This window comes from Desulfobaccales bacterium (genome assembly GCA_041648175.1).
Taxonomy (GTDB): Bacteria; Desulfobacterota; Desulfobaccia; order Desulfobaccales; family 0-14-0-80-60-11; genus 0-14-0-80-60-11.
On the sequence record JBAZPO010000007.1, the window covers coordinates 110,390 to 131,148 of the forward strand.

Sequence of the window (20,759 nt, forward strand, 5' to 3'; positions counted from 1 at the left end):
CTTAGAACGCTTAAGCTTCCAGGATCAATAAGCGATCAACAGGTACACCATGGCGATAGTGACGGTGATCATCATGGGCCACCAGCAGGCCTTCATATACTCCACAAAGGAGATGTGGTAGCCCGCCTTTTCCGCCAGGCCCACGGTGACCACGTTGGCGGAAGCCCCGATCATGGTGCCGTTCCCCCCCAGACACGCCCCCAGGGCCAGGGACCACCAGAGCACGCCGGACTCCGCGCCGGGGATGGTCACGTTCAGGAAGGCGACGATAGGCAGCATGGTGGCGGTGAAGGGAATGTTGTCAATGAAGGCCGAGGCGATGGCCGAGACCCAGAGGACCAGAATTATCGCTACCGTCAGATTGCCCCCGGAGAGGTCCTTCACGAAGTTGGCGATTATCTGAATCAGGCCGGTTTCTTCGGCCCCGGCGATGACCATGAACAGGCCGATGAAGAAGACCAGGGTGGGCCATTCCACCTCTTTTTCCAGCAGCTCCACGATATCCTCCCCGGAGATGGCCACCAGCACCAGGGAGCCTATCAAGGCCGCCACCGCCACCTGCATGTGCAGGAAGCCGTGAACGGCAAAGAGCAGGATGGTGAAGCCCAACAGGAGCAAGCCCTGGATCATCAGCTTCTTATTGGTGATCTGATATTCCTCTCTTAAGAAGGCGATGGTCCGCGGTATATCTTTCACTTCGGCCTTGAGGTATTCCTTCTTGTTCCACCAAACCAGGAACAGGGAGGAGGCCACCAGGGAGATGGAGCAGACCAGAGTCAGGTTCTGGACAAACTGGCCGAAGGTCAAGCCGGCATAGGAACCGATCATAATATTGGGCGGGTCGCCGATCAAGGTGGCGGTGCCGCCGACGTTACTGGCAAAGGCCTCGGGGACCAGCAGGGTCAGGGGGTTGATCTTCAAGGTGACCGCGATTTCGATGGTCACCGGCAGCACCAGGAGCATGGTGGTGACGTTGTCCAGAAAGGCGGAAATGACCGCGGTTACTATCTGGAGGGCAAAGGACAGCACAAAGACATTACCTTTGGCCAGGGCATAGGCCTTGAAGGCCAGGAACTGGAACATGCCCGTCTTTTTCATCACCCCCACGAAGATCATCATGCCCATGAGCAGGAAGATGACGTTCAGGTCGATGGCCCCCATGGCATCGTCAAAAGAGATGATATAAAAAGACTTGTCCCAGGCCCCCAGGGTGTAAGTGACGAAGAGGATAATGGCCGCGCCCAGGAAAGACACCAGGGTGCGGTGCATCAACTCCAGGGAAATGACCACATAGACCAGCAGCAGGATGATGGCGGCGATCCAGAAGCCTGCGGTCGTGGTGCGGTTCAGGGTGAGGTTCTGGACCGCCTGGAAGAGTTTGTTGCCTTGGGCGTCCGCCCCGGCCTCCACCACCTTCACGGGGGTGGGTGGGATGGGTTTCCAGGAGGGCTTGGAGGCCTTGACCTCAACCTTGGCCGCGGGCAAGCTCCCGGCAGGCAGCATGAAATCCGCCACAAAGCCGCCGGGCTTGCCGGTGGTTATTTCCGCGCCTTTGCCCGTGGGTTTGACGTGCTGGCCGTTAACCAGGACTTCCAATTCCACTTCCTTGAGGCCCTTGCCCATGGGATTGGTGACCAGCCCGGAAACGGCCAGGTGGTCGCCGGCCGGGGCCGGGGCCGCCAGGACCGCGGAGTTGGCCAGGAATCCGGTAGCTGCCAGGAATATTAGTATATAGAAGAAGGAACACCATTTTTTACGCATTGTTAATCCCCTTTAAGCAACTCGCGTAGTCTTCGGATGGAGGGGAGGAAGGGGCCATCTGGGTCGTGACCCGCATCCTCCCATCAGAGCCAGCCTATTTAGCCAGCACCGGCATCCCCATGAGGGGCCAGATGAAGTAGCAGAATACCGCCAGAAAGGCCATGAGGACAATGCTGGGGATCCAGCCGTAGGTAAAAAACTCCCCGGCCGTGAACTGCTTGCTCTCATACGCAATGGCATTGGGGGCCGCTCCGATAAGCAGGTTGAAGGGCATGCCCGCAGTGGCCAGCGACGCAAAGAAGATGACTTCCGGGGCCACGCCCAGGTACCTGGCGATGACCAGGGAGACCGGCAGGGTGATGGCGATGGCGGCCACGTTCATGATGAAGTTGGTCATGCACAAGACAAAGAAGGCGATGGCCAGGACGAACACCAGCCAGGGGGCCTTCTGGAACCAGCTTACCCAACTCACCGCCATCCATTCCGCGGCCTTGGTGTCATAGAGACAGTAACCGATGGACATGGCGCCCCCGAACAGGAGGATGATATTCCAGGGGATGGTCTCCATATCCTCCACCACCAGGGTGCGGGTGATGAAGAAAAGCACCGTAGCCACGATCATGATGGCCGCCCGATCCATGTCCTTGAAGAAGGGGATGGGGGAGAAGGATTTCATCATGAACAGGAACAGGACCACAAGCACCATGATGATGACGAATTTTTCCTTGCTATTCATGGGCCCCAGTTCTTTCCCCAGGGTGGCCACCCGCTCCCGCAAGCCGTCGATACGTGGCCTCTCGGGTTTGAAAAAGGTGATCACGATGAGCCAGATGCACACGACCATGAGCGCCCCCAGGGGGAGCATGTACCAGATGAGCGAAAAAAAGCCGATTTCAGTGCCGCCGGTGAATTTTTGGAACATCCCGGCGCCGGCCACCGCCCGGGCTGACCCCAGGAAGGTGATGACCGAACCCGCGCCTGCGGTCCAGGCCATACCGATGAACAGGCCTTTGCCGAATCGGGTGGGCTGGTCGGACTCGCTATACAGGGAATGGATGGCCACCAGCAATGGGAAGATAGCCGCGGCCACCGCGGTGTGGGCCATGAGCAGGGTCATACCCGCGATGATGAGAAAGGTGCCCAGGAGGATGAAATTGGTGTTTTCGCCCACGACGTTCAGCATCTTGTAGGCCATGCGCTTGGTGAGCCCGGAGACCGAGAAGGCCGTGCCCATGACCACGGAGCCGAAGATGAACCAGACGGAGGGATCAAAGAAGTCTTTCAGGGCCGCATCGGCCGTGCGGATCATAAAGATGGTCTGAAACAGGCCGATGGCGATGGCGGTGGCCCCGATGGGCATCACCTCGAAGATCCACCACACCGCAGCCATGAGAAAGAGGCCAATAGCCATACGGCCTTGGGGCGGCAGGGGAAAGTGTTTGCCGGATGGATCAACCGCGTCACCTAAATCCGACATGAAATAAAAGAGAAAAAACAGAGCCAGCCCTAAGAGGATAAATAATATGCGTTTCCAGTCGATGGCCACCTTTTTGGGGGCAATGACGATCTCTTCGGGCATCTCCGGCAGGCCCGCGCCTACGGGCATTTTTTTGATATCTTCAGCCATGACAGCTAACTCCTCTTAATAATTAGAAGTCCCAGGAACAGGATTATTCGCCCAATACCATCTTGGAGATTTCTCCGAAGAGATCGCTCAACCTGATCATGCCGGCCACCTTGCTGTCCTGGATCACCGGCATCATGCCGACGTTTTCCTTGATCATCAGGAAGATGGCCTTGGCGAGAACATCGTTACCCTGGCTGGTGACCTTGATGGGGCTCATGACCTCGCTCACCGGTTTTTGGGACGCCTCTTTCAGGCCGGGGCCGAAGAGATCGCCCATGAGCACTGCCAGGTTGGGGTCCGCTTTGATCAGCCCGGATTCTTGCATGAACCGGGGTTCCAATCCTTTGATGATGTCCCGCAGGGTCAGGATGCCCATGAGCTGGTACTTTTCGTCAAATACCAGGAGCGCCCTGGGCTCGAACTGCCCTTCATACTTGATGGCCGTTTCCCGGACAATGGCCATGGCCTGCCGCAGGGTGAACCAATAAGGGATGTGAGGGTAATCCTCCAGCGGGATCATTAAATCTTTCACCTTCTTGTCGTTGGGCATAAGAACCTCCATCTCGGTTAATTTTTCCTGGACCAGAGGAACCAAGATCGCTCCTTCCGGTTTAACGGAGCATGTTTATTTCTTGGTTAGGTTTTTAACAAGCGCCAGATTAAAACGGGGTTAAAAAGCGGGGGAGCGCCGTTAAATTTCTGTTAAGATCGTGGATTATTTCACAAGGATCAAAGGCCTTCTCCTTGACTTTTCCAGGTCCCTCCTTTAGAACAGAATCACCGACTTATCACCAGAGATCGGGCAATTTGGGAGGATGACATGCCTTACCATAAGACTGCCAAGGATTTGATGATTCCCCTGGAGGATTACCCCCATATTCCGTACTGGTTCACGCTGCGCCAGGCCATGGCCATTATCCGGGAAGCGGCCATCAAGTTTGAAGGACAATTCGAACCCCGGGCCGTCCTGGTGTTTGATGAGAAATACCAACTTATGGGAATCCTGACTTTACGGAATATCATCACGGGCCTGGAACCCAAATTTCTTCAGGAAACCAGTCTGATCAAGATGGACCCCAGCCTGACCGTCTTTATGGGAAAATTCTACGGACCCAAAATGCAGGAGCAATCCCAAAGGCCGGTGAGTGAAGTCATGAGCGCCATCAATTTCACTGTGAACGCCGAGGATCCCATCACCAAACCCCTCTATGTAATGATCAAGGAAAACGTCGGCCTGATCCCGGTGCTGCAGGGGGACAAAGTGGCGGGCATGCTGCGGTTGAGCGATCTGTTCGGGGAAATCTCCAAGATCGTGTTGGGCGAATAACGAGGGCAGCTCTTTTGGATTAACCTACTCCCCGTGGTGGCGGAGGGAATCCCGTGAAACGCGTGTGGCAACGGCTTGTCAAAAAAGACCAGGCAGCGCCGGTTCAGACGCGGTTAGCAGAGAAGTATGCCAACTTTCAGCGGTTATTGTCTGCCAACAACGCAGTCTTGGCCCTCATGACCGACATGGAGGAGAAGCTGTCCGGCGATTTCCTCTTCGACCTCCAGTATATCCGGGCCAGCGTCAGTCAACTTGCCGAGGTTACCGCCACCCTGGTCGATGCCCTCAACAACCTGGGGGATCACCGCTACGATGGTTTGGTTGATGCCTTCAGGCGGATCATCACTGAGGTGGAAGACGTTCTGAACCAGCGCCGGGAAATCCCAAAAGCCCCCTTGACCATATCTTTTGATCACCTGGACGTAGAAATGGCGGAAATGGTGGGAGGCAAGAACGCCAACCTGGGAGAGGTGAAGAACCGGGTCCATCTCCCGGTGCCGCCCGGTTTCGCCATCTCCACGTATGCCTATAAGCTGTTCTTGGATTTTAATCACCTGACGACGCTAATTCCAGACCTCCTGGGCTTTTGGCGGGTCGATGACATGGACAGTCTGTCCAGCGTCAGCGACGACCTGAAGAGCATGGTCAACCAGGCCGAGGTGCCGCCGGAACTTGAGGAGGCCATCCATGCAGCCTATGAAGAGCTATGCCTCCGGCAGGAGCAACGCCCTTTAGTCGCCCTGCGCTCCAGCGCCGTGGGAGAAGACCTCTCCCTCACCTTTGCCGGACAATACGCCACTTATCTCAATGTGGCCCAAAGCGACCTGGTAAACCGCTATAAAGACATTGTGGCCAGCCTGTTTACCCCCCGGGCCCTGTTTTATTATAAAAACAAGGGCTTCAGGGAGGAGGAGATGGCTATGAGCGTGGCCGTGCTGCCCATGATTAACGCCAAAGCCAGCGGGGTCCTCTTCACCCGGCAACCGGAAGCGGCGGACCAGGATGCAGTGCTGATTAACGCGGTGTGGGGCCTGGGAAAATATGCCGTGGGCGGGGTAATCGAGCCTGATCATTACCTGGTGGCGTATCATCCTCCCGGCAAAATTCTGGAACAGCGCCTCCCACCCAAAAAGGTGATGCTGGTCAACTTGCCCGGGGGTGGAGTGCAAGAGGCGCCGGTGCCCCCGGAGATGATCAACGCTCCATGCCTGAATCAGAACCATTTAAAACAGTTGGTGCAGTGGGCGGCCACCCTGGAGGCCCATTATCAGCGGCCCCAGGATGTGGAATGGGCCCTGGACATGGAGGACCGGCTCTGGCTTTTGCAAAGCCGTCAACTGCAAATACCCGTCAAGAGAGCTTCTGAGGGCAAGGCCAGGACTCTGAGACAATATCCCGTGCTGCTGGATCAAGGGAGCGTCGCCTGCCGCGGGGTAGGCGCCGGGCCCGTGGTGCTGGTGCGGCGGGACGATGACCTCAGAAACTTTCCACCGGGGGGAGTCCTGGTGGCCCGGCATACTTCCCCCAAGTATGTGACGGTTATGCCCCAGGCCGCGGCCATCATTACCGACGTGGGCAGCCCCACCGGGCATATGGCGCTCCTGGCCCGGGAATTTCAGGTTCCCGCCATCCTCAACACAGGCATCGCCACTCAGGTTTTGCAGCCCGGCCAGGAAGTGACCGTGGACGCCAATTATAATAACGTCTATGCCGGCGTCATTAGCGAACTGCTGGAACCCCGCCAGCCCAAGCTGGATGACCTGGCCGACAGCCCGGTTTTCCGCACCTTAAAGGAGGTGTTGCAGAAGGTTATTCCTCTTAACCTGATTAATCCCCAGAGCAAAACTTTTGCGCCGGAAAGCTGCCGCACCATTCATGACATCGTGCGCTTCGCCCATGAATTTTCTATGCGGGAAATGTTCAAACTGACAGAAAATGAAGTTGAGGGCGGCAAGGAAGTCGTGGACCTGGATTCGAGCCTGCCTTTTAAGCTGTGCATCCTGGACCTCGGCGGCGGTTTAAAGAAAGGCTGGAAGCGCAAAGTCCGCCCGGAGCAGATTACTTCCATTCCGTTCAAGGCCTTCTGGCAGGGACTCACCGCCATGCGCTGGCCCCAAGGCAAACCCGCCGGAACCCAAAGCTTGAGTTCGGTATTTGTGAAAAGCGAAGAAGAGGTGGCCCAGGGCGCCGACCCTTACCGGGACCAAAGTTATGTGGTGCTCTCGGAGAATTATATGAATTTCAGCATTCGCCAGGGCTACCATTTTTCCCTGGTGGAGGCCTACGTCAGCGATCAGATAAACGATAATTACATCACCTTCACTTTTCGCGGCGGCGGTTCCACCCCGGAACGGCGAGAGCGGCGGGCCAGGTTGATCGAAGCCATTATCGACCGGATGGACCTCAGCTACCAGCGCAGAGGCGATACCATCGAAGCCAGATTGGCAAAATATCCCTTGAAACAAATGACCCAGAAGTTGGTTTTATTCGGGAAGCTTACCCTCTACACGAAGCAATTGGATATGGTATTGTTTTCTGAGGGGATTGTGGATTGGTATATAAAAGATTTCATCCGTGAGCATATCGAGGTAAAAGGATAGAGACACCATCAGGAGAGTATCATGGCGGAACGGTTATTAGTCATCGATGATGAGCCCAACATGCTGAGATTGCTCAAAACCATTCTCATGGATAAGACTGGTTATACGGTGATCACTACCAACAATCCGTTAGAGGTGCAAAGTCTGCTTCTGCAGGAACCTTTCGACCTGGTGATCACCGACCTGAAGATGCCTCTGGTAGATGGAATAGATTTGATTGACATCATCAAAAATATTGATGTCCATATGCCCATCATCATCATCACCGCTTACGGTACCAGTGAAATAGCCGAAGAAGCAGTCAAAAAAGGAGCTTACGATTTTATCGTCAAACCTTTCCGCAAAGAGGCCATCTTTATTGCCATCAAGAGGGCTTTGGAGTGGAAACGGATGCAAGGAGAACTGGAGGCGCTCAAAAACCATTAGCCTGAGTAAGCTTAGCAGGGATGTCCGTTTTCTGCGGGTATTCGTGTATTTAACGTTGTCTTTTCCAGGCGTTCCACCTCCAGAGCCAGGGCGACTTGTTTGGCCAGGGATTCCAGGAGGCCCAGGCGCAATTGCTCCGGCAATAACCAAAGTTCGGATTTGGGATCTTTAAGCCGCAGGGCCAAAACCCCTATGACGGTATGAGTGGCGCGCAATGGGACATAGAGAAAAGGGGAGTCCGAGTTTTGGGTTCCCCACCCTGCCCGCTGACCGGTGCGGTAGGTCCGTTGGGCCACGGGAAGTTCTCCTGGCGTATCCTTTTGGAAGAGCGCAGAAAGATCACCGGCGATTGGCTGCAGCTTGCCATTTTCCCCTGGCAGCAACGCCACCACCTGGCACTCAAAAATCTCCCGGAGTTGTTTAACTGCCACCTCTAAAATCTTCTCAATGCCCCTGGCACCGGCAAGTTTCTGGCTGAGTGAGTGCATCGCTGCAGTCTGGCGTTCTTGTAAACGGGCGGCATCGGCCTGCTGCCGAATCCGAATAGCCAGATGACTGATCACTAACGCCACCAGTAACATCATTGCGAAGGTAAAGATGAAATGAGTCTCTTCCAATTTGAAGGAATATCGGACAGGAACAAAAAAGAAATAAAAGGCCAAAACGCTGAGGAGGGAATTTAAGACAGCCGGACCCCGACCCCAATGCATGGCGGTCAGCATCACCCCCACCAAGTAAACCATAATTAGATTACTCAGTTCCAAGTGAGGGTAGATCAAGAAGGAAAGACCGGTAGCCAGAACAGAATACAAGAGGCCCATCCCGTAGTCGAGGAAACTTATGCCTCTGAATCTCACCTGAATAGGCGATTTTTTTGGTTTTTCCGGCTCTACACTGAAGAAAGAAATTTCGACCTCCTCACTCAGCCGCACCAGTTCATCCACTGCACTACCCCAAAGGATATCTTTCCAGTATGAGTGATGGGGCTTGCCGGCGATGATTTTGGTGACGTCATGGCGGCGAGCGAAGTCGCCGATCTTTGCGCCTAAACTCCGGCTGAACAAGGTGTGGGTCTGAGCTCCCAAGTTTTCGGCAAGCTGAAGATTCTGCACAGCCTGGTTTTGCTCTGCTTCAGATAACCGCACCATCCTCGGGGTCTTGACGTAGACGGCAAACCACTCGGCATTCAGGCTATTGGCCAATTTTTGGGTGGCCCGGATCAGGTCGGCTGAAGAAGGGCTCGTGCCAACGCATACCAGGAGCTTTTCTACCGTGCTTTTTGAATTTACTCCCACTTCTTCCCTCTCGGTCTTATCTGGTAGGTCATACTATAAAGATAAAATATGGAATATAAGATGGGCATTAAACTTGTCCGCAGTGCCGTTAAAATATTGTAAAGATCACCATGGGCGGTATTTAAATCCTTAGAAGGTGGCGTTCAGCGTCTCCACTTTGCCGGAATGTAGCAGGTATTTGGCCACAACCAGATCAAGGCTGCCGCGCTCCAAGGCATCTCCGATGATCCGGCTCTCCCGCCGTAAGGTCTCGTCCAAAAATTTTAGGTGATGATTCGTAGCCTCTTCCACCAGATCGTGACCGTTCTTGCCGGTTAACCGGGCCTGGGCCGCGGCCGGGGCAATCTGCTTAACGATGGCGCTGATATGGCCTTCGTCGTGTTCCGGATGGGTTACCGCGGCAGTGACGGCCCCGCAACATTCGTGCCCCTTGATAACCAGCAGGGGTACATGGAGATGGGCGACGGCATACTCCAGGCTGCCGATGCTGGTGGGTTCCAGTACCAAACCGGCGGTGCGGACGACGAATAGATCACCTAAGCTTTGATCGAAGATGATTTCCGCCGGCACCCGGGAATCGGAACAACACAGCACCGCGGCTTCGGGTTGCTGACCTTGGGTGAGAGTGCGTCTTAAGTCCAGCATATTACGGCCCTGGAACAGTCCCTGGACAAAACGCATATTGCCGGCGATGAGTCGCTGCCATACCTGTTTACCGCTGAGCCCCTGATCGGGATTCGCCATGAAGTGTCTCCTAACCCAGATCTAGTCTTTTTCCAGTTTGCCTTTAAGTTCCTTGATCTGTTGCGCCATCTGCCGCCAACGCATGGCCTTGTCAATAGCTATGAGGAGCGTTTCCTTTCGAAAGGGTTTGCTGATGTAGTCAAAGGCGCCTTTGGCCACAGCTTCCTCGGCGGATTCCAGGGAACCAAAAGCAGTGACCATTAAGGTCAATACATCTTGATCATATTTTTTGGCAAGCTCCAGCAACTCCATCCCGTCCATGCCCGGCATCTTCAAGTCAGTAATGATAAGATCAAAACGCTGCTTAGAGAGTAACTCGGCCACTTCCATCGGGTTGTTGGTGGTCGTAACTTGATGATCGCTATACCCTTCAATGATCATTTTGATCAAAGTGAGCATGTCGGGTTCGTCATCCACAGCTAGAATAAGTCCCATGGTTGGTAAGTCTCCTTACTACCTGGTTTCTTTAAGGTTCGCCGCAATTTCGGGTTGTAATGTGACAAAAAAAGTCGTGCCTTGATTAACTCCAGCGGCTTCCTGCACTCGGGTCTCAAAGCGGAGATTTCCGCCATACTTGTTGACGATGGCGTAGCTTACCGACAATCCCAAACCCGTGCCTTCCCCCACTTTCTTGGTGGTGAAGAATGGATCGAAGATGCGGTCGGCGATCTCCTTGGGGATGCCGGTGCCGGTGTCGGCGAAAATCGCCTCCACCATTTGGTTATATGGGTTGATCCTGGTAATTACCGAAAGCTTGCCCCCCGTTGGCATGGCCGCCACCGCATTATTCACCAGGTTGATAAACACCTGTTGCAGTTCCCCGGAATCACCGTGAACCCGGGGCAACTCCCGGGCCAGGCGCAATTCCAATTCAATCTTATTGGTAAAAAGATTATTTTGCAGCAAGGAGGTCACCATTTCAATGTCTTTGTTGAGATCGGTAAATTCTTCCTGCTTCGCAGGCTGTCGGGCATAGGTCATCAACTTTTCCACAATCCTTTTGGCATTGAGGCCCTGCCGTTCAATGGTTTTGAGAAGCTCATGCTCCTTGCTGTCCAAAGGTATGCGGTCCAACAAGATTTCAGTGAACCCCAGGATGACGCCTAAGGGGTTATTGATCTCGTGGGCCACCCCGGCTGAGAGGGTGCCCAGGGAAGCCAGTTTTTCAGTTTGATAAAGTTGCTCTTCTATACGCTGACGCTCGGTAATATCCCGCGCCATAACCAGGATCCGTTCTACCGTGCGGCCGTCTTCTCCAAAGACGGGCACAAAATGGGTGGAGAGCCAGTAGATCCGGTCCTTAATGCGTACCGCGGACTTGACTTCGGAGCTTTTCCGGCTATCCACTGTGTCGCGCACCTGCGTCAATAAGGCGGCGGCGTCGTCGGGTGCAAAAAGACCTGAGAGAGATTTCCCGGCTATACCCGCGGCCGGAGTGCCGAACACCCGGGCTGCGGCCGTATTGGCGCTAATGAAGGTCCCCTTCTCATCCAGTAAGAAAATAAAGTCCCGGGCATTTTCCACCACTGATTTATACTGTTCCCGGCTGCGACGCAAATTCGTCGTGGCATGGTCCACCTCCCGCTGCAGTTCCACGGACCAGCGCATTTCATAGTAGATAACTGCACAGGCGGCCAAGATCAGGGCGAATATGAGAATCCCCTGGATTAAGAATTGCCGGATGTAGAGGGAATGGATGGTGCCGTAGACTTCATCGGTGGGCGCCACCACGGCCACGGGCCAGATGCGGGAACCGTCCGGATTCACCTTGGCATGGCTGTAAGCCACAAATTTTTCCATTTGCCGGATAACCCCCCGGTGCCAACCTGAATTGTATTGGGAAGTCCCTTCTTCTCCGGCCAGCATTTTCGATTTCTGAATCTCGTTGATCGTGGTGAAGCTAATCACCGGGTTGCGCCGGCCCCGGGCCGTAAAGGCGTCTTCGCCGATGAACTCCCGCTCCGGATGATAGAGAAAAATCCCTTCTGTGTTGATCACCCAGCAGTAGCCCGTGCGCCCGGAGCGAATGCCGGCGCAGTAGTGGCCGGCAAACTGGCTGGCATCGACTTTAAACAGCAGCACCCCGTCTAGCTTGCCCGTCGCCTTGGGATGCGATTCATCCACGCTCTCTTCATATACCGGCGTGGCCAGGGTGAAGAAGGGGACCTGGTGATCACCTCGGGGTTCAAGTGCAATCGGCCCCTGGTAAATGTGGCCCCGGTTGGCCGGGTCTTTAGCCCAGGCCACTTCGGGGGAGTCAAACGACTGTCGCTCCAGGACACGGGAGCCTTTGGCGTCCAGGATATAGGTGCGGCCGGCATTAGGGCCCCGGAAGTCCAGCCTCTCAATCTCGGTCACCCCTAGTTTGGAGAGGTCGTTGAAACTGACCTGCATGCGGTTGGCCCAGGCCACCTCCTCCAGGTATTGGATGGCCGGTGAGTAATTGAGGATTTTGAGCTCGCGCCGCAAAAACTCCAATCCGTCTTCGATTTGCCGGGCGGTGGTCTTGGCCAGGATTAGTTGCTGCTGTTGGAAATCTTCAGAAACTATCTCCCGCGTCCTTTGCAGGGAAAGAAGTCCCAGCACAAAGGCCACCGCCAGCAGCACAATTACCATCAGGCCTAAGCCCGTGAGTAGCCTCCGGATATTGACCTTATCCATCGCAATGCGCATGATCGGCTTACTCCTTAAAACTGCAGGTATGGCCTAAAAAGTTTCGTAAATTTTGGTCCATGCTACTGATGATTTGGCCCACTGCTTCAGCAAGTCCTGGAAACCTTAATTTATTTCACTTTAAAATAAATTCGGCAAATGCTCAACAACGGATATCCCGGGTTCGGAATAGATTGGGAAGAAGCCTGGTTTGCCCCTTGCCATGGCGGATGCATGGGTCCCGTAAACCGGGAGTGCTATCTATCGAGACCCCTCTAGACAAAACGGCATAGAGCTCTCAGAGCTGACCAGAGGTTGGCAGGTCCAATGAGGTGCCAGCCAAACATGGGCAAAGAAGAATGCATCTTGATAGATAAAAAGGGTGGGTAGCTGCCTAAAGGCTGGCTGATCAAGGGAGGGGCACAGGGGGAAGTAGTTGCTGTGGGGTGGCAGGTTGTCCAAGGGGAGGATAAGAACCGGGTGGTCGCCAAGGTTGTAAAGGGGTGGGGAGGAGGGATAAATAAGTTTTTGAGCATAACAGATATTGAAAGGCAGTTTTATTAACTTTCGAGCAAAGTTAATAACAAATTCCCCTTAAACAAATTCAAGCTAGCTTGCCACCCGAGAGACTTATCGGTTGATGGGCGAAAATTGAAGGTATCTTCTTGCGAGCGAAAGTTTTGAAAAACGTGATAAGTTCCGAAGGATAGATGCAGTTATTGGAGATTACTCAGTCAAGAGGGATGCGGATTCAGTAGCGGTGGAGCGAATGAAAGGGGGAGGGTGAATGCGAAAGCTCACCCCACAGCCGCTGAGCCTGACTCCCCATATGCAAGCTTGGCAACCTGGTTTCATATCACCGACTAAAACTCCGGGGCCCGCAGCCGTTTGTTGCAGCGCATGGTTAGATCATGCGGTCGTCTTGCAGGCTCCCCTCTAAGAACGGAAACCCCCATGCCTATTTGTTAGGAACCTCGACCTTCTTACGAACCACGTCGTAACCCATCCTGTAATAGGGGGATCCATTCTTGTCGAACCCAGCCTTAATCAAGCACTTTTCTACCCCACAGCGGTCCTCCCAATGCGTACCTTTTGATTGTTGCATTGGTTGCTCATCTGAGGAAGCCCTCGGAGGATTCTCAGGATAATAACGCGTGATGACCGCAGAATCACTATTTTGGACGCTATATCCCCCGCTAGGGAAAACGGTCAGATTCTTCAAACGCTCATTATAGCGACGTTCTGCTTCCGCTTGCTCTCCTGTCAGTTCCTCAATTTGTTTTAATAGGTCGAGATACTTAATGAAATGGGCACGCGCTTCTCTGAATTCGTCCTCTGTGGACGACGACTGCTCGCGAGTCAGGATCGATGTAAGCCCTTGAAAGAAAACTTGCCACTGATGAAAACGCAGTTCTTCGAGCTCACCGAGTGCCTCACTTTTCAAAAGCGCAATCTGGACCTCTTTACTCGGCTGTGCCGCCAGCCATACCTGAACCGGCGCGCTTATTGGTTCGGCAATAACTGGCGGGCTCTTGACCTCAGGGGATTTGGGCAATTCCTGTAATTTGTACAGTTCACCCTTGAGTTCGATCTTTGGGAGATCGATCTTTGGCCCTTGCCCAAATGTCACTTCCTGTATCGCAAAAAAACTACCTATAAAAAGAACTGGAAACATTAATCTTTGACTTAATAAGTTCATGAGACACCTCTTGATGTTTTCGTCTGTTTGTTTCGACTCATGATTCGTGGTCTAACGGCACGCTTGAGCAGAGCGGTTCAGCTCGCACGATCCAAGCTTGCAGGAATGTGAAGATCAGAAAAATTCAAGTGCTATCCAGGTTGAAGGTAAGCTCGTCTTACTAACCTTACCCCGCCACGTCGCTTATGCTTTAACTTTCTTCCTAACAGTTACCCCTTTAGCTGCCATTATTTTTATTTTTTTTGGCGGCCCATTAAGCTCATCCGTAAACCCCGTTCACCCCCCAAATAGCCACGCCCCTTTTTCTCATTTTGCGTGCGAGCCAGACTCTTTTTTTGCCAAATTTCTCATTTTACGTTTTGACCGCTTCACGGTCCTCGTCGCGTCGCAAGTCCATGAAAATGCCGCAAAAGTCGCACAAAAGTTTCGCCGCGTGCGCGTCTACTCTATTTCTCATTCTACTATCCCCCTCACAATGTGCAAATGGTAGCCCAGATGGTAGCCCAAAATAAAAATGGGGTTAGCCATAATAGCTAACCCCTTGATTTCTTTGGTGGGCCGTCGGAGACTCGAACTCCGAACCTAGTGATTAAGAGTCAACATCCCTGAGCTTCCAAACCTCCTCAAATTACTGGAAGCTACTGAAATCACTACATATCCAATTAGCAAGTCTTTTCCTATTCTTGCAAGTTTTAGCATATTCTGGAACCATTTCCACACACAGATTCACACACAGTAAAGCTGGTTTCCATGGGCTAGAGGTGTAGCGGAAACTTTTATCGCCACTAAGCGACCCCCTGTAGTTTAAAAACCGGTCCATTCGGTCCAATTGGACCACAACCGCAGCATTCCTGGCTTTCACGACAACTTTCCTGGACCGGTCAGCTTGGGCTAATGGGCCAGCACGTACTTTTCTGGGCCATGCTTGGCTGGTCAGTGAGCGTCGCCAGGATTGGGCCGCCCCACCTCACTTTGCCAAGAAGTCCAGCAAGACCTGATGAAACTGCTCCGGCGCCTCCAGATGTGGGATATGCCCGACCTCCGAAATCTCCACCAGCCGGCAATTAGGGATATCCTTGGCTGCCGCCTTGCTCAACAGATCGTAGCGACCTTTGTCTTGCAGGATCTCCTCGGGCACCCGCCCCCGCCCCACCGTAGTGCGGTCCTTCAGGCCAACAACCAGCAAAGTGGGCGCCTTGATTAAAGGAAATTCGTGCCGGACCGGCTGTTGGTAAATCATCTGGAAAGTAAGGGCCGCAGCCTTGGCGTAGCGGGGATATTCGCCGCTGAGCATCATCCGGCAACGGGTCTCCACAAAGGATTCGTACTCCGGTTTCCAGTGCACAAAATAGCGCTTGATAAAGGCCCGGTATTTATCGGGCGTCATCTTCATTTCAATGTCATAAAGCTGGTAGGTGGGCTGGGGTGGCACAAAGAAGCGATAGTCCTCCAGGCCAATGGGGTCCTCCAAGACCAGGCGGCTGGTGCGCTCCGGGTAGTTGCGGGCAAATCGCACTGCTAACATGCCGCCCATGGAGTGGCCCACGATTACGGCCTGCTTCACCTGCAGCTGATCGAGCAATTGGGCCGTGTTGGCCGCCAGCAGGTCAAAGCTGTAATCGATTTCCGGCTTGGTGGATTTACCGAAACCCAACTGGTCAGGGACAATTACCCGGTAGCCCGCAGCCGTCAGAGCTTTGATGGTGTTGTCCCAATAGCTGCCGTAAAAATTCTTCCCATGCAGCAAGACTGCGCCCCGATGGCCGTCCCAGCCTGGGGGGATCACGTCCATATAGGCCATTCGCAGTTGTTGTCCATCGATATTGAGGGTAAGAAATTGGACCGGGTAAGGATACGCATATTCATCCAGGGCAATGCCCAAGGGGGTTGAATAAGCCGGCGCCTGTTCCTGCCCGTCCCCGGGATTTGGAACTGTCAGTAGGATCAGACCTACCAATATTCCAAACAGACCATATAGGCGTCTCATTGCCGTCCTCCTTGTTTCAGGGTTTCCCGAGATCAGTTATGAAACCACCCTCTGAGCAAACCCTTCTCTCAGCAGCAAAAGAGCTTATGCCTATGGTAGTGTTTAAAAGATTTGGTGCAAGCGGTTAGAAGATTAATCTGAAGAAATGGATTGGAGTGCAGGCAGATATCCCTCCCGCACTCCAAGTTCTTCTATGGCAGAGCCACTCAGCTATCCCGCCTGCCGCCGGGGTCATGCCGTTGGCGCCAATAGCATCTAAACCGCCCCGGTCATGATCTTCCCGGCACGTTTTAATGAAGCCTGGAATAAGATCACTGCAGCTGAACCTCAAACCGCTTTGTTCCAGGACGTTCAGAAATCTGTCCAGGACTTCTTCAGTTGCATTGAAGTTTAGACTCACTTCTTCATCCGGCAGCCTATCATCCACCGAGACATACATCAGGATACAGTCGGTACTGCCCCGGTCTTCCAAGGTCCAGAGGTCATCCCAGGCTCGATATAGGAACCTGATGTCCTCCATGCTACCGACGCCGAACTCTAGCCGACAGATTGGAAATTTACTCACTTCAATCACCTCTCTTTGGGATTTTAGAATCCTAGCAAAGCCCAGGATGACGTAACTTTCCAGTCATTCAGGGCGCCCTGAACTCATTGGGGCGTACCTGACAAAAAAGGGGCGGCGAAAATTGCGCCGGCCCGCAACAACTGCATTGGTTTAACGAAAAGCATCCATCGCAACTGGTGGGCGAGATAGGCCTGTCCGGTTAAATTCTGCAGCTCTTAAATATGCAGGCCTTGCCCAGGTTCAGCTTGTGGATCGCCTCTTCCGCGACTTTAGGCCTCCCGACCAGGATTGCTGATAGCCGGGATGGGATTGTCGGTTGTGCAGGTTCAACCGCCAGCTTGGCCATTGGCGCCATATCCTTCGGGATGGATTCCATCTCATTTTGCGTTGTGCCATAGATTTACTCCTTGAAGTTTAACATGGATGCTTTTAGTTATGGGCCAAGCCCGCCATTGTTCCTTGACGGACCGGGCAATTCCATAACGCTGTTTAAGATTCCGGATTTTTTTCCATAGCCAGTAGTTCTTGGCCTGGGCTGTCTTTCCTGATCAGCTCTAAGTCTGTGGCCACAAACACCAGTTCGAGCGGCCTCTTTTTCTCCCAGGGTTCGTATTCGTAATGACCAATCGCACCTACCACGGCCACTCGATCCCCCCGATGGATGGAGCTTGTAGCGACTGCTGCCAAGTCTTTGGGGCAGCAGACTTAAACCAGTAGACGACATAATTGCAGACCTGTTCATCAGTCATGGCCTTGACCACGGCCTTGGCTTCAGCAAAGGCCTGGCGGAAGGGCATCGCCTGCCGTCTTTCGGCGGTCTCGATTGCGGTCACCACGCCCCGGTTGAAGCAAACCACGCCCTGACGGACATGGTTGAGAACAACTCCATAAGCCCACCGGCCTATCTTCTCGGCCTGGGCCTGAATCGTCGGCCAGTTATCCTTGAGCCAGTTGATCCCGGCCTTGACCTGAGAGCCCAGCCATGAGAAAGCATTTTTAATTCTGTTCAGCATTTTTATCACCACCTTTCATTGTGGAATTACGCCTGAGAAGGGCCGGGCCAGCTCCTCTCCCGTCATCAGAACGGGTACTGGTTGATCACGATTTATGGTATCGCAGCACATCCACCCCCCATGTTTAACGTCCGGTGATCCCGAACCAGGGGTTTATGGTTCCCAAACAAGGGTTCCCTGGCCATTGACACGGTCCGGACGGCAGGCGTTTTATTCGGTCAAGTTGCTGACCTCAGGAGTTGCCTGCAGCTCCACCCGATTTTTAGTTCTCCATGGCCTTCTTGACAGAAGACAACGGAAACTGGCCTCACGGACTTGGCCATATTCTTAACCCTGGACCAGCTGCAGTATGTAACGACCATACAGATACAGGGCACTGCTGCCCCCTCTTCCCCGGTCAGTACTAAGCGTCATGAAAGGGACCCGGGGGGCTCGCAGCAGAAAGTTGGGGCCCCTATTTGGGTCCCATCACCACCAGGAGCCCAAGCAGGATGTTTAAATTTCAGAGGCAAGGGGCGTTACGGAGGGGTACCTGGAAAACGGCTGTGTTATTTTCGACTCTGGAAATTTATTTTGGTTTCTGGATGACTAAGGGAAATGGTGTGCAGGTAAGAACGGTGGAGGTGAAAATAACCAACATCAAATAAGTTTATCGGCCCAAATTTCGACGGTAGCAGCTGGCCAATGGTCATGGCATGGGTTAGGTAACTTTGAAGCGTTTTGGGGGCCTGCTACTGCTTTTTATAGTTGTAGAACTTCCCAAGCTGAGAAAAAGTTTTTTGACGATATGGTAATCATATCAATATAGCTTCATGGATTTCATGAGGTGTTGAAAAAAGGGTAGTTAGCGGCACCCTCTTTGGAGGGATAGGCCACCGGAGATACCGACATTTTTACTTTTCCAAGTTAGGGTTAGGTGTCCATTTGCTTTTGTCAACGTAATCAACTTTGATAGAGCCATCCTTAAGGGCTACACTCGCCAATATCACCCAGGGGCTATCGTCTTTTGCGGGTTTCTCCTTACAGCAGGCTATCTCGAAGCTTTCACGAATCCTGGAGTATTCGCAGACTGCTTCCTCACAACCGCAATGGGCCGGCATGACTCGCACCGGCCGAATCATGCACTCGTGGTACCTGATGGCGATATACCGCGTCTCTTCAGAATTAATAGGGCTTGGATTGCGGATTATGCCGTCGCAATCTGAAGATGTCTCCTGAAAGGATTGCGATAGGTCCAGAGTCTGGGGCTCCCGGACATAGATCTCGTCCCCTTGCTGGGAAAGGGCAAATCCGCGATCGATTGTTACTATTTTGCCGTTAGAGTACGTAACAACCAATCCCGAGACCACCCCCCAGCCGTGCATTAACCGGTTGTGCGCCCGCAGTTTCTCACGGAAGTACTCCTGCTCCTGGATCATATCGTTGGCCGTTATGAGCTGCCGCGGGAAATAATTGACCCGCTCCATATCGGCCTTGTCAGGAAAATCAACAGCTCTTTCAACAGTAACGAATGAAGGTCCCATAAGTCACCTCTTACCCTTCTTTACGTGGAGATAAGTAAAACCAGCTCTCGAAATCCCCACCCTCGATGCCATCCCCTGAGGGAAATTCCCCTCTGAGAAAGTCCCCATCTACACAGGGTGGTTTCTTGCCTTCCTCACTTAGTTTCTTACCTAGTTCACCTCCCACTTCCAGAAAATTGCATTTTAGAATGACGCGGATAAGCGGAATTACTTCCAAAGCAAATTTATTAAAATAAGCTATGATAGCATTATATGTTATACGGAATTCTTCTTCTGGGATAAATGTTGCTGTGCTATCGGCCCCATAAGGGGTTATTGAGCCATAAACACGATATACCGCAATAGTTCCTAAAGGGTGTACGGGATAACCTTGACCTCCCAGGATTGGACATTCCATAGTTACAAGGAACCAAGTATTTTCATGAGCGGGATTAACTGAAGTTTGAATCACCTTGTCAAATTGAATCACCTTGTCAAATTGAATCACCTTGTCAAATTTCACTACCAGCCCCTCCATGAACTTATCGATATTGAGAGGTTTATTATAAATGTCAAGATTCGTATTATGTAGCCAATTTGTTTCTATTATGTGGGCGAGATTTGGATCAACTTCGACACCAGGGCCTGGGGGGCCCTGCAGGCCATCCTCTCCGTCTTGCCCATCATGGCCATCTATTCCTGGAGGCCCCTGCAACTTGCTGGGCTCGGTTAGACAAAGCAGCAGGTCAAGCAGTTCGCTGTTGCTGCACAGGTCGGTCCGGAAAGAGCACATGTCAATTGATCTGATGTTTGCACCTTGCAAAGTCACTTCCGCCAAGATTACATACGGACTCTCTTCCAGGACTGGGCATGAGGCAGATGAAAACACCTCTTTACATAAAGAAGATCGTCTGTTGTCCGCTGGCTTTGTTTCAAAAGGCGGTCGCACGCCGAACGGGTCAATTTCAACAGACGGTGGCCTCCCGATCAAATGTTTAATTCCAGGAGACTTGAGCAGTCCCTCACATTCTGTTTCAATTATGGATTTTTTTCGGAGGTAACCTCGCCCGTCTTTCTTTACCAGCAAATAGAAGCTTTCCACCACGGTCCCAGGTTTACAATGCTCCTGGGTATTGCAGTCCTCCACCAGGGTCGGCATGAAGTCCGCAGCGCATTCGCGATAGGCCAGGCAGATGTACACGGCATGGTCGGTCTCATCTTTGGGATCTTTGGTAAGCGGCTCCCCCTGCGGCTGGCCGCAATCATCCGTTAATTGCCAGGGATCGATGCAGACCGCCTCGGGCACAATGATCTCCCGGCCCAGGGCATCGATGGCCACCCCGGGTTCCACGCAAACTTCCTTCCCCTTGGCAGTAACGTTCAGACCGCACAGGATACCCTCTCCGAGGCTAAGCCGGTTCAGCAGCCAGCGCTTGCGGTTGAAATAGGACTGCTCCATCTGAAAATGGAACTCGTCCATCAGTTTGCCATAAAAATATTTGTTCCGCCGCGGCGGGATTAATTTAGCCAGCCGGCGCCAGTAATCGTCTTTGCTCATCAT

The 20,759-nt window shown here is 53.0% G+C and carries 16 protein-coding genes; 3 read left to right on the plus strand and 13 right to left on the minus strand.

Annotated features, from left to right (window positions below; all coding sequences use genetic code 11):
- Window positions 1-24: 24 nt before the first annotated feature.
- From WC600_08570 to WC600_08580, 3 genes are all read right to left on the minus strand, one after another.
- Window positions 25-1,761, minus strand: coding sequence for an ArsB/NhaD family transporter (locus WC600_08570; protein MFA4902785.1), 1,737 nt, complete (start codon window positions 1,759-1,761; stop codon window positions 25-27).
- Window positions 1,762-1,855: 94 nt separating this feature from the next.
- Complete coding sequence (locus WC600_08575) at window positions 1,856-3,388, minus strand: SLC13 family permease (GenBank protein ID MFA4902786.1); 1,533 nt, start codon at window positions 3,386-3,388, stop codon at window positions 1,856-1,858.
- Between the two features lie 43 nt (window positions 3,389-3,431).
- Window positions 3,432-3,983, minus strand: a complete 552-nt coding sequence (locus WC600_08580) for a CBS domain-containing protein (protein ID MFA4902787.1) — start codon at window positions 3,981-3,983, stop codon at window positions 3,432-3,434.
- A gap of 225 nt (window positions 3,984-4,208) precedes the next feature.
- On the opposite strand from WC600_08580, the gene WC600_08585 reads away from it, so the two are divergent.
- Genes WC600_08585 through WC600_08595 form a run of 3 tightly spaced genes read left to right on the plus strand, consistent with a single transcriptional unit; the run spans window position 4,209 to window position 7,741 of the window.
- A complete protein-coding gene (locus WC600_08585) occupies window positions 4,209-4,715 on the plus strand; it encodes a CBS domain-containing protein (GenBank protein ID MFA4902788.1) in 507 nt (168 codons plus the stop codon).
- A gap of 53 nt (window positions 4,716-4,768) precedes the next feature.
- Window positions 4,769-7,315 (plus strand): PEP/pyruvate-binding domain-containing protein, encoded by a 2,547-nt coding sequence (locus WC600_08590; protein ID MFA4902789.1) that lies wholly within the window; start codon window positions 4,769-4,771, stop codon window positions 7,313-7,315.
- Window positions 7,316-7,336: 21 nt separating this feature from the next.
- A complete protein-coding gene (locus WC600_08595) occupies window positions 7,337-7,741 on the plus strand; it encodes a response regulator (protein ID MFA4902790.1) in 405 nt (134 codons plus the stop codon).
- Window positions 7,742-7,752: 11 nt separating this feature from the next.
- Here the strand turns inward: WC600_08595 and WC600_08600 are convergent, their stop codons facing one another.
- The 10 genes from WC600_08600 to WC600_08645 form a co-directional block, all read right to left on the minus strand.
- Window positions 7,753-9,036, minus strand: coding sequence for a DUF4118 domain-containing protein (locus tag WC600_08600; GenBank protein ID MFA4902791.1), 1,284 nt, complete (start codon window positions 9,034-9,036; stop codon window positions 7,753-7,755).
- Between the two features lie 129 nt (window positions 9,037-9,165).
- Window positions 9,166-9,780: a carbonic anhydrase gene (locus WC600_08605; GenBank protein ID MFA4902792.1), complete on the minus strand. Its 615-nt coding sequence runs from the start codon at window positions 9,778-9,780 to the stop codon at window positions 9,166-9,168.
- A 21-nt stretch (window positions 9,781-9,801) separates the two neighbouring features.
- Window positions 9,802-10,215 (minus strand): response regulator, encoded by a 414-nt coding sequence (locus WC600_08610; GenBank protein MFA4902793.1) that lies wholly within the window; start codon window positions 10,213-10,215, stop codon window positions 9,802-9,804.
- An 18-nt stretch (window positions 10,216-10,233) separates the two neighbouring features.
- A complete protein-coding gene (locus tag WC600_08615; protein ID MFA4902794.1) occupies window positions 10,234-12,453 on the minus strand; it encodes an ATP-binding protein in 2,220 nt (739 codons plus the stop codon).
- A gap of 937 nt (window positions 12,454-13,390) precedes the next feature.
- Entirely contained in the window at window positions 13,391-14,131 is a 741-nt protein-coding gene (locus tag WC600_08620) for a hypothetical protein (GenBank protein MFA4902795.1), read from the minus strand.
- 967 nt (window positions 14,132-15,098) lie between these two features.
- Window positions 15,099-16,118 (minus strand): alpha/beta hydrolase, encoded by a 1,020-nt coding sequence (locus tag WC600_08625; protein ID MFA4902796.1) that lies wholly within the window; start codon window positions 16,116-16,118, stop codon window positions 15,099-15,101.
- Window positions 16,119-16,242: 124 nt separating this feature from the next.
- Window positions 16,243-16,683, minus strand: coding sequence for a hypothetical protein (locus WC600_08630; GenBank protein MFA4902797.1), 441 nt, complete (start codon window positions 16,681-16,683; stop codon window positions 16,243-16,245).
- A 632-nt stretch (window positions 16,684-17,315) separates the two neighbouring features.
- Complete coding sequence (locus WC600_08635; protein MFA4902798.1) at window positions 17,316-17,696, minus strand: hypothetical protein; 381 nt, start codon at window positions 17,694-17,696, stop codon at window positions 17,316-17,318.
- An 893-nt stretch (window positions 17,697-18,589) separates the two neighbouring features.
- Entirely contained in the window at window positions 18,590-19,219 is a 630-nt protein-coding gene (locus WC600_08640) for a hypothetical protein (protein MFA4902799.1), read from the minus strand.
- 10 nt (window positions 19,220-19,229) lie between these two features.
- Window positions 19,230-20,759 (minus strand): collagen-like protein, encoded by a 1,530-nt coding sequence (locus WC600_08645; protein MFA4902800.1) that lies wholly within the window; start codon window positions 20,757-20,759, stop codon window positions 19,230-19,232.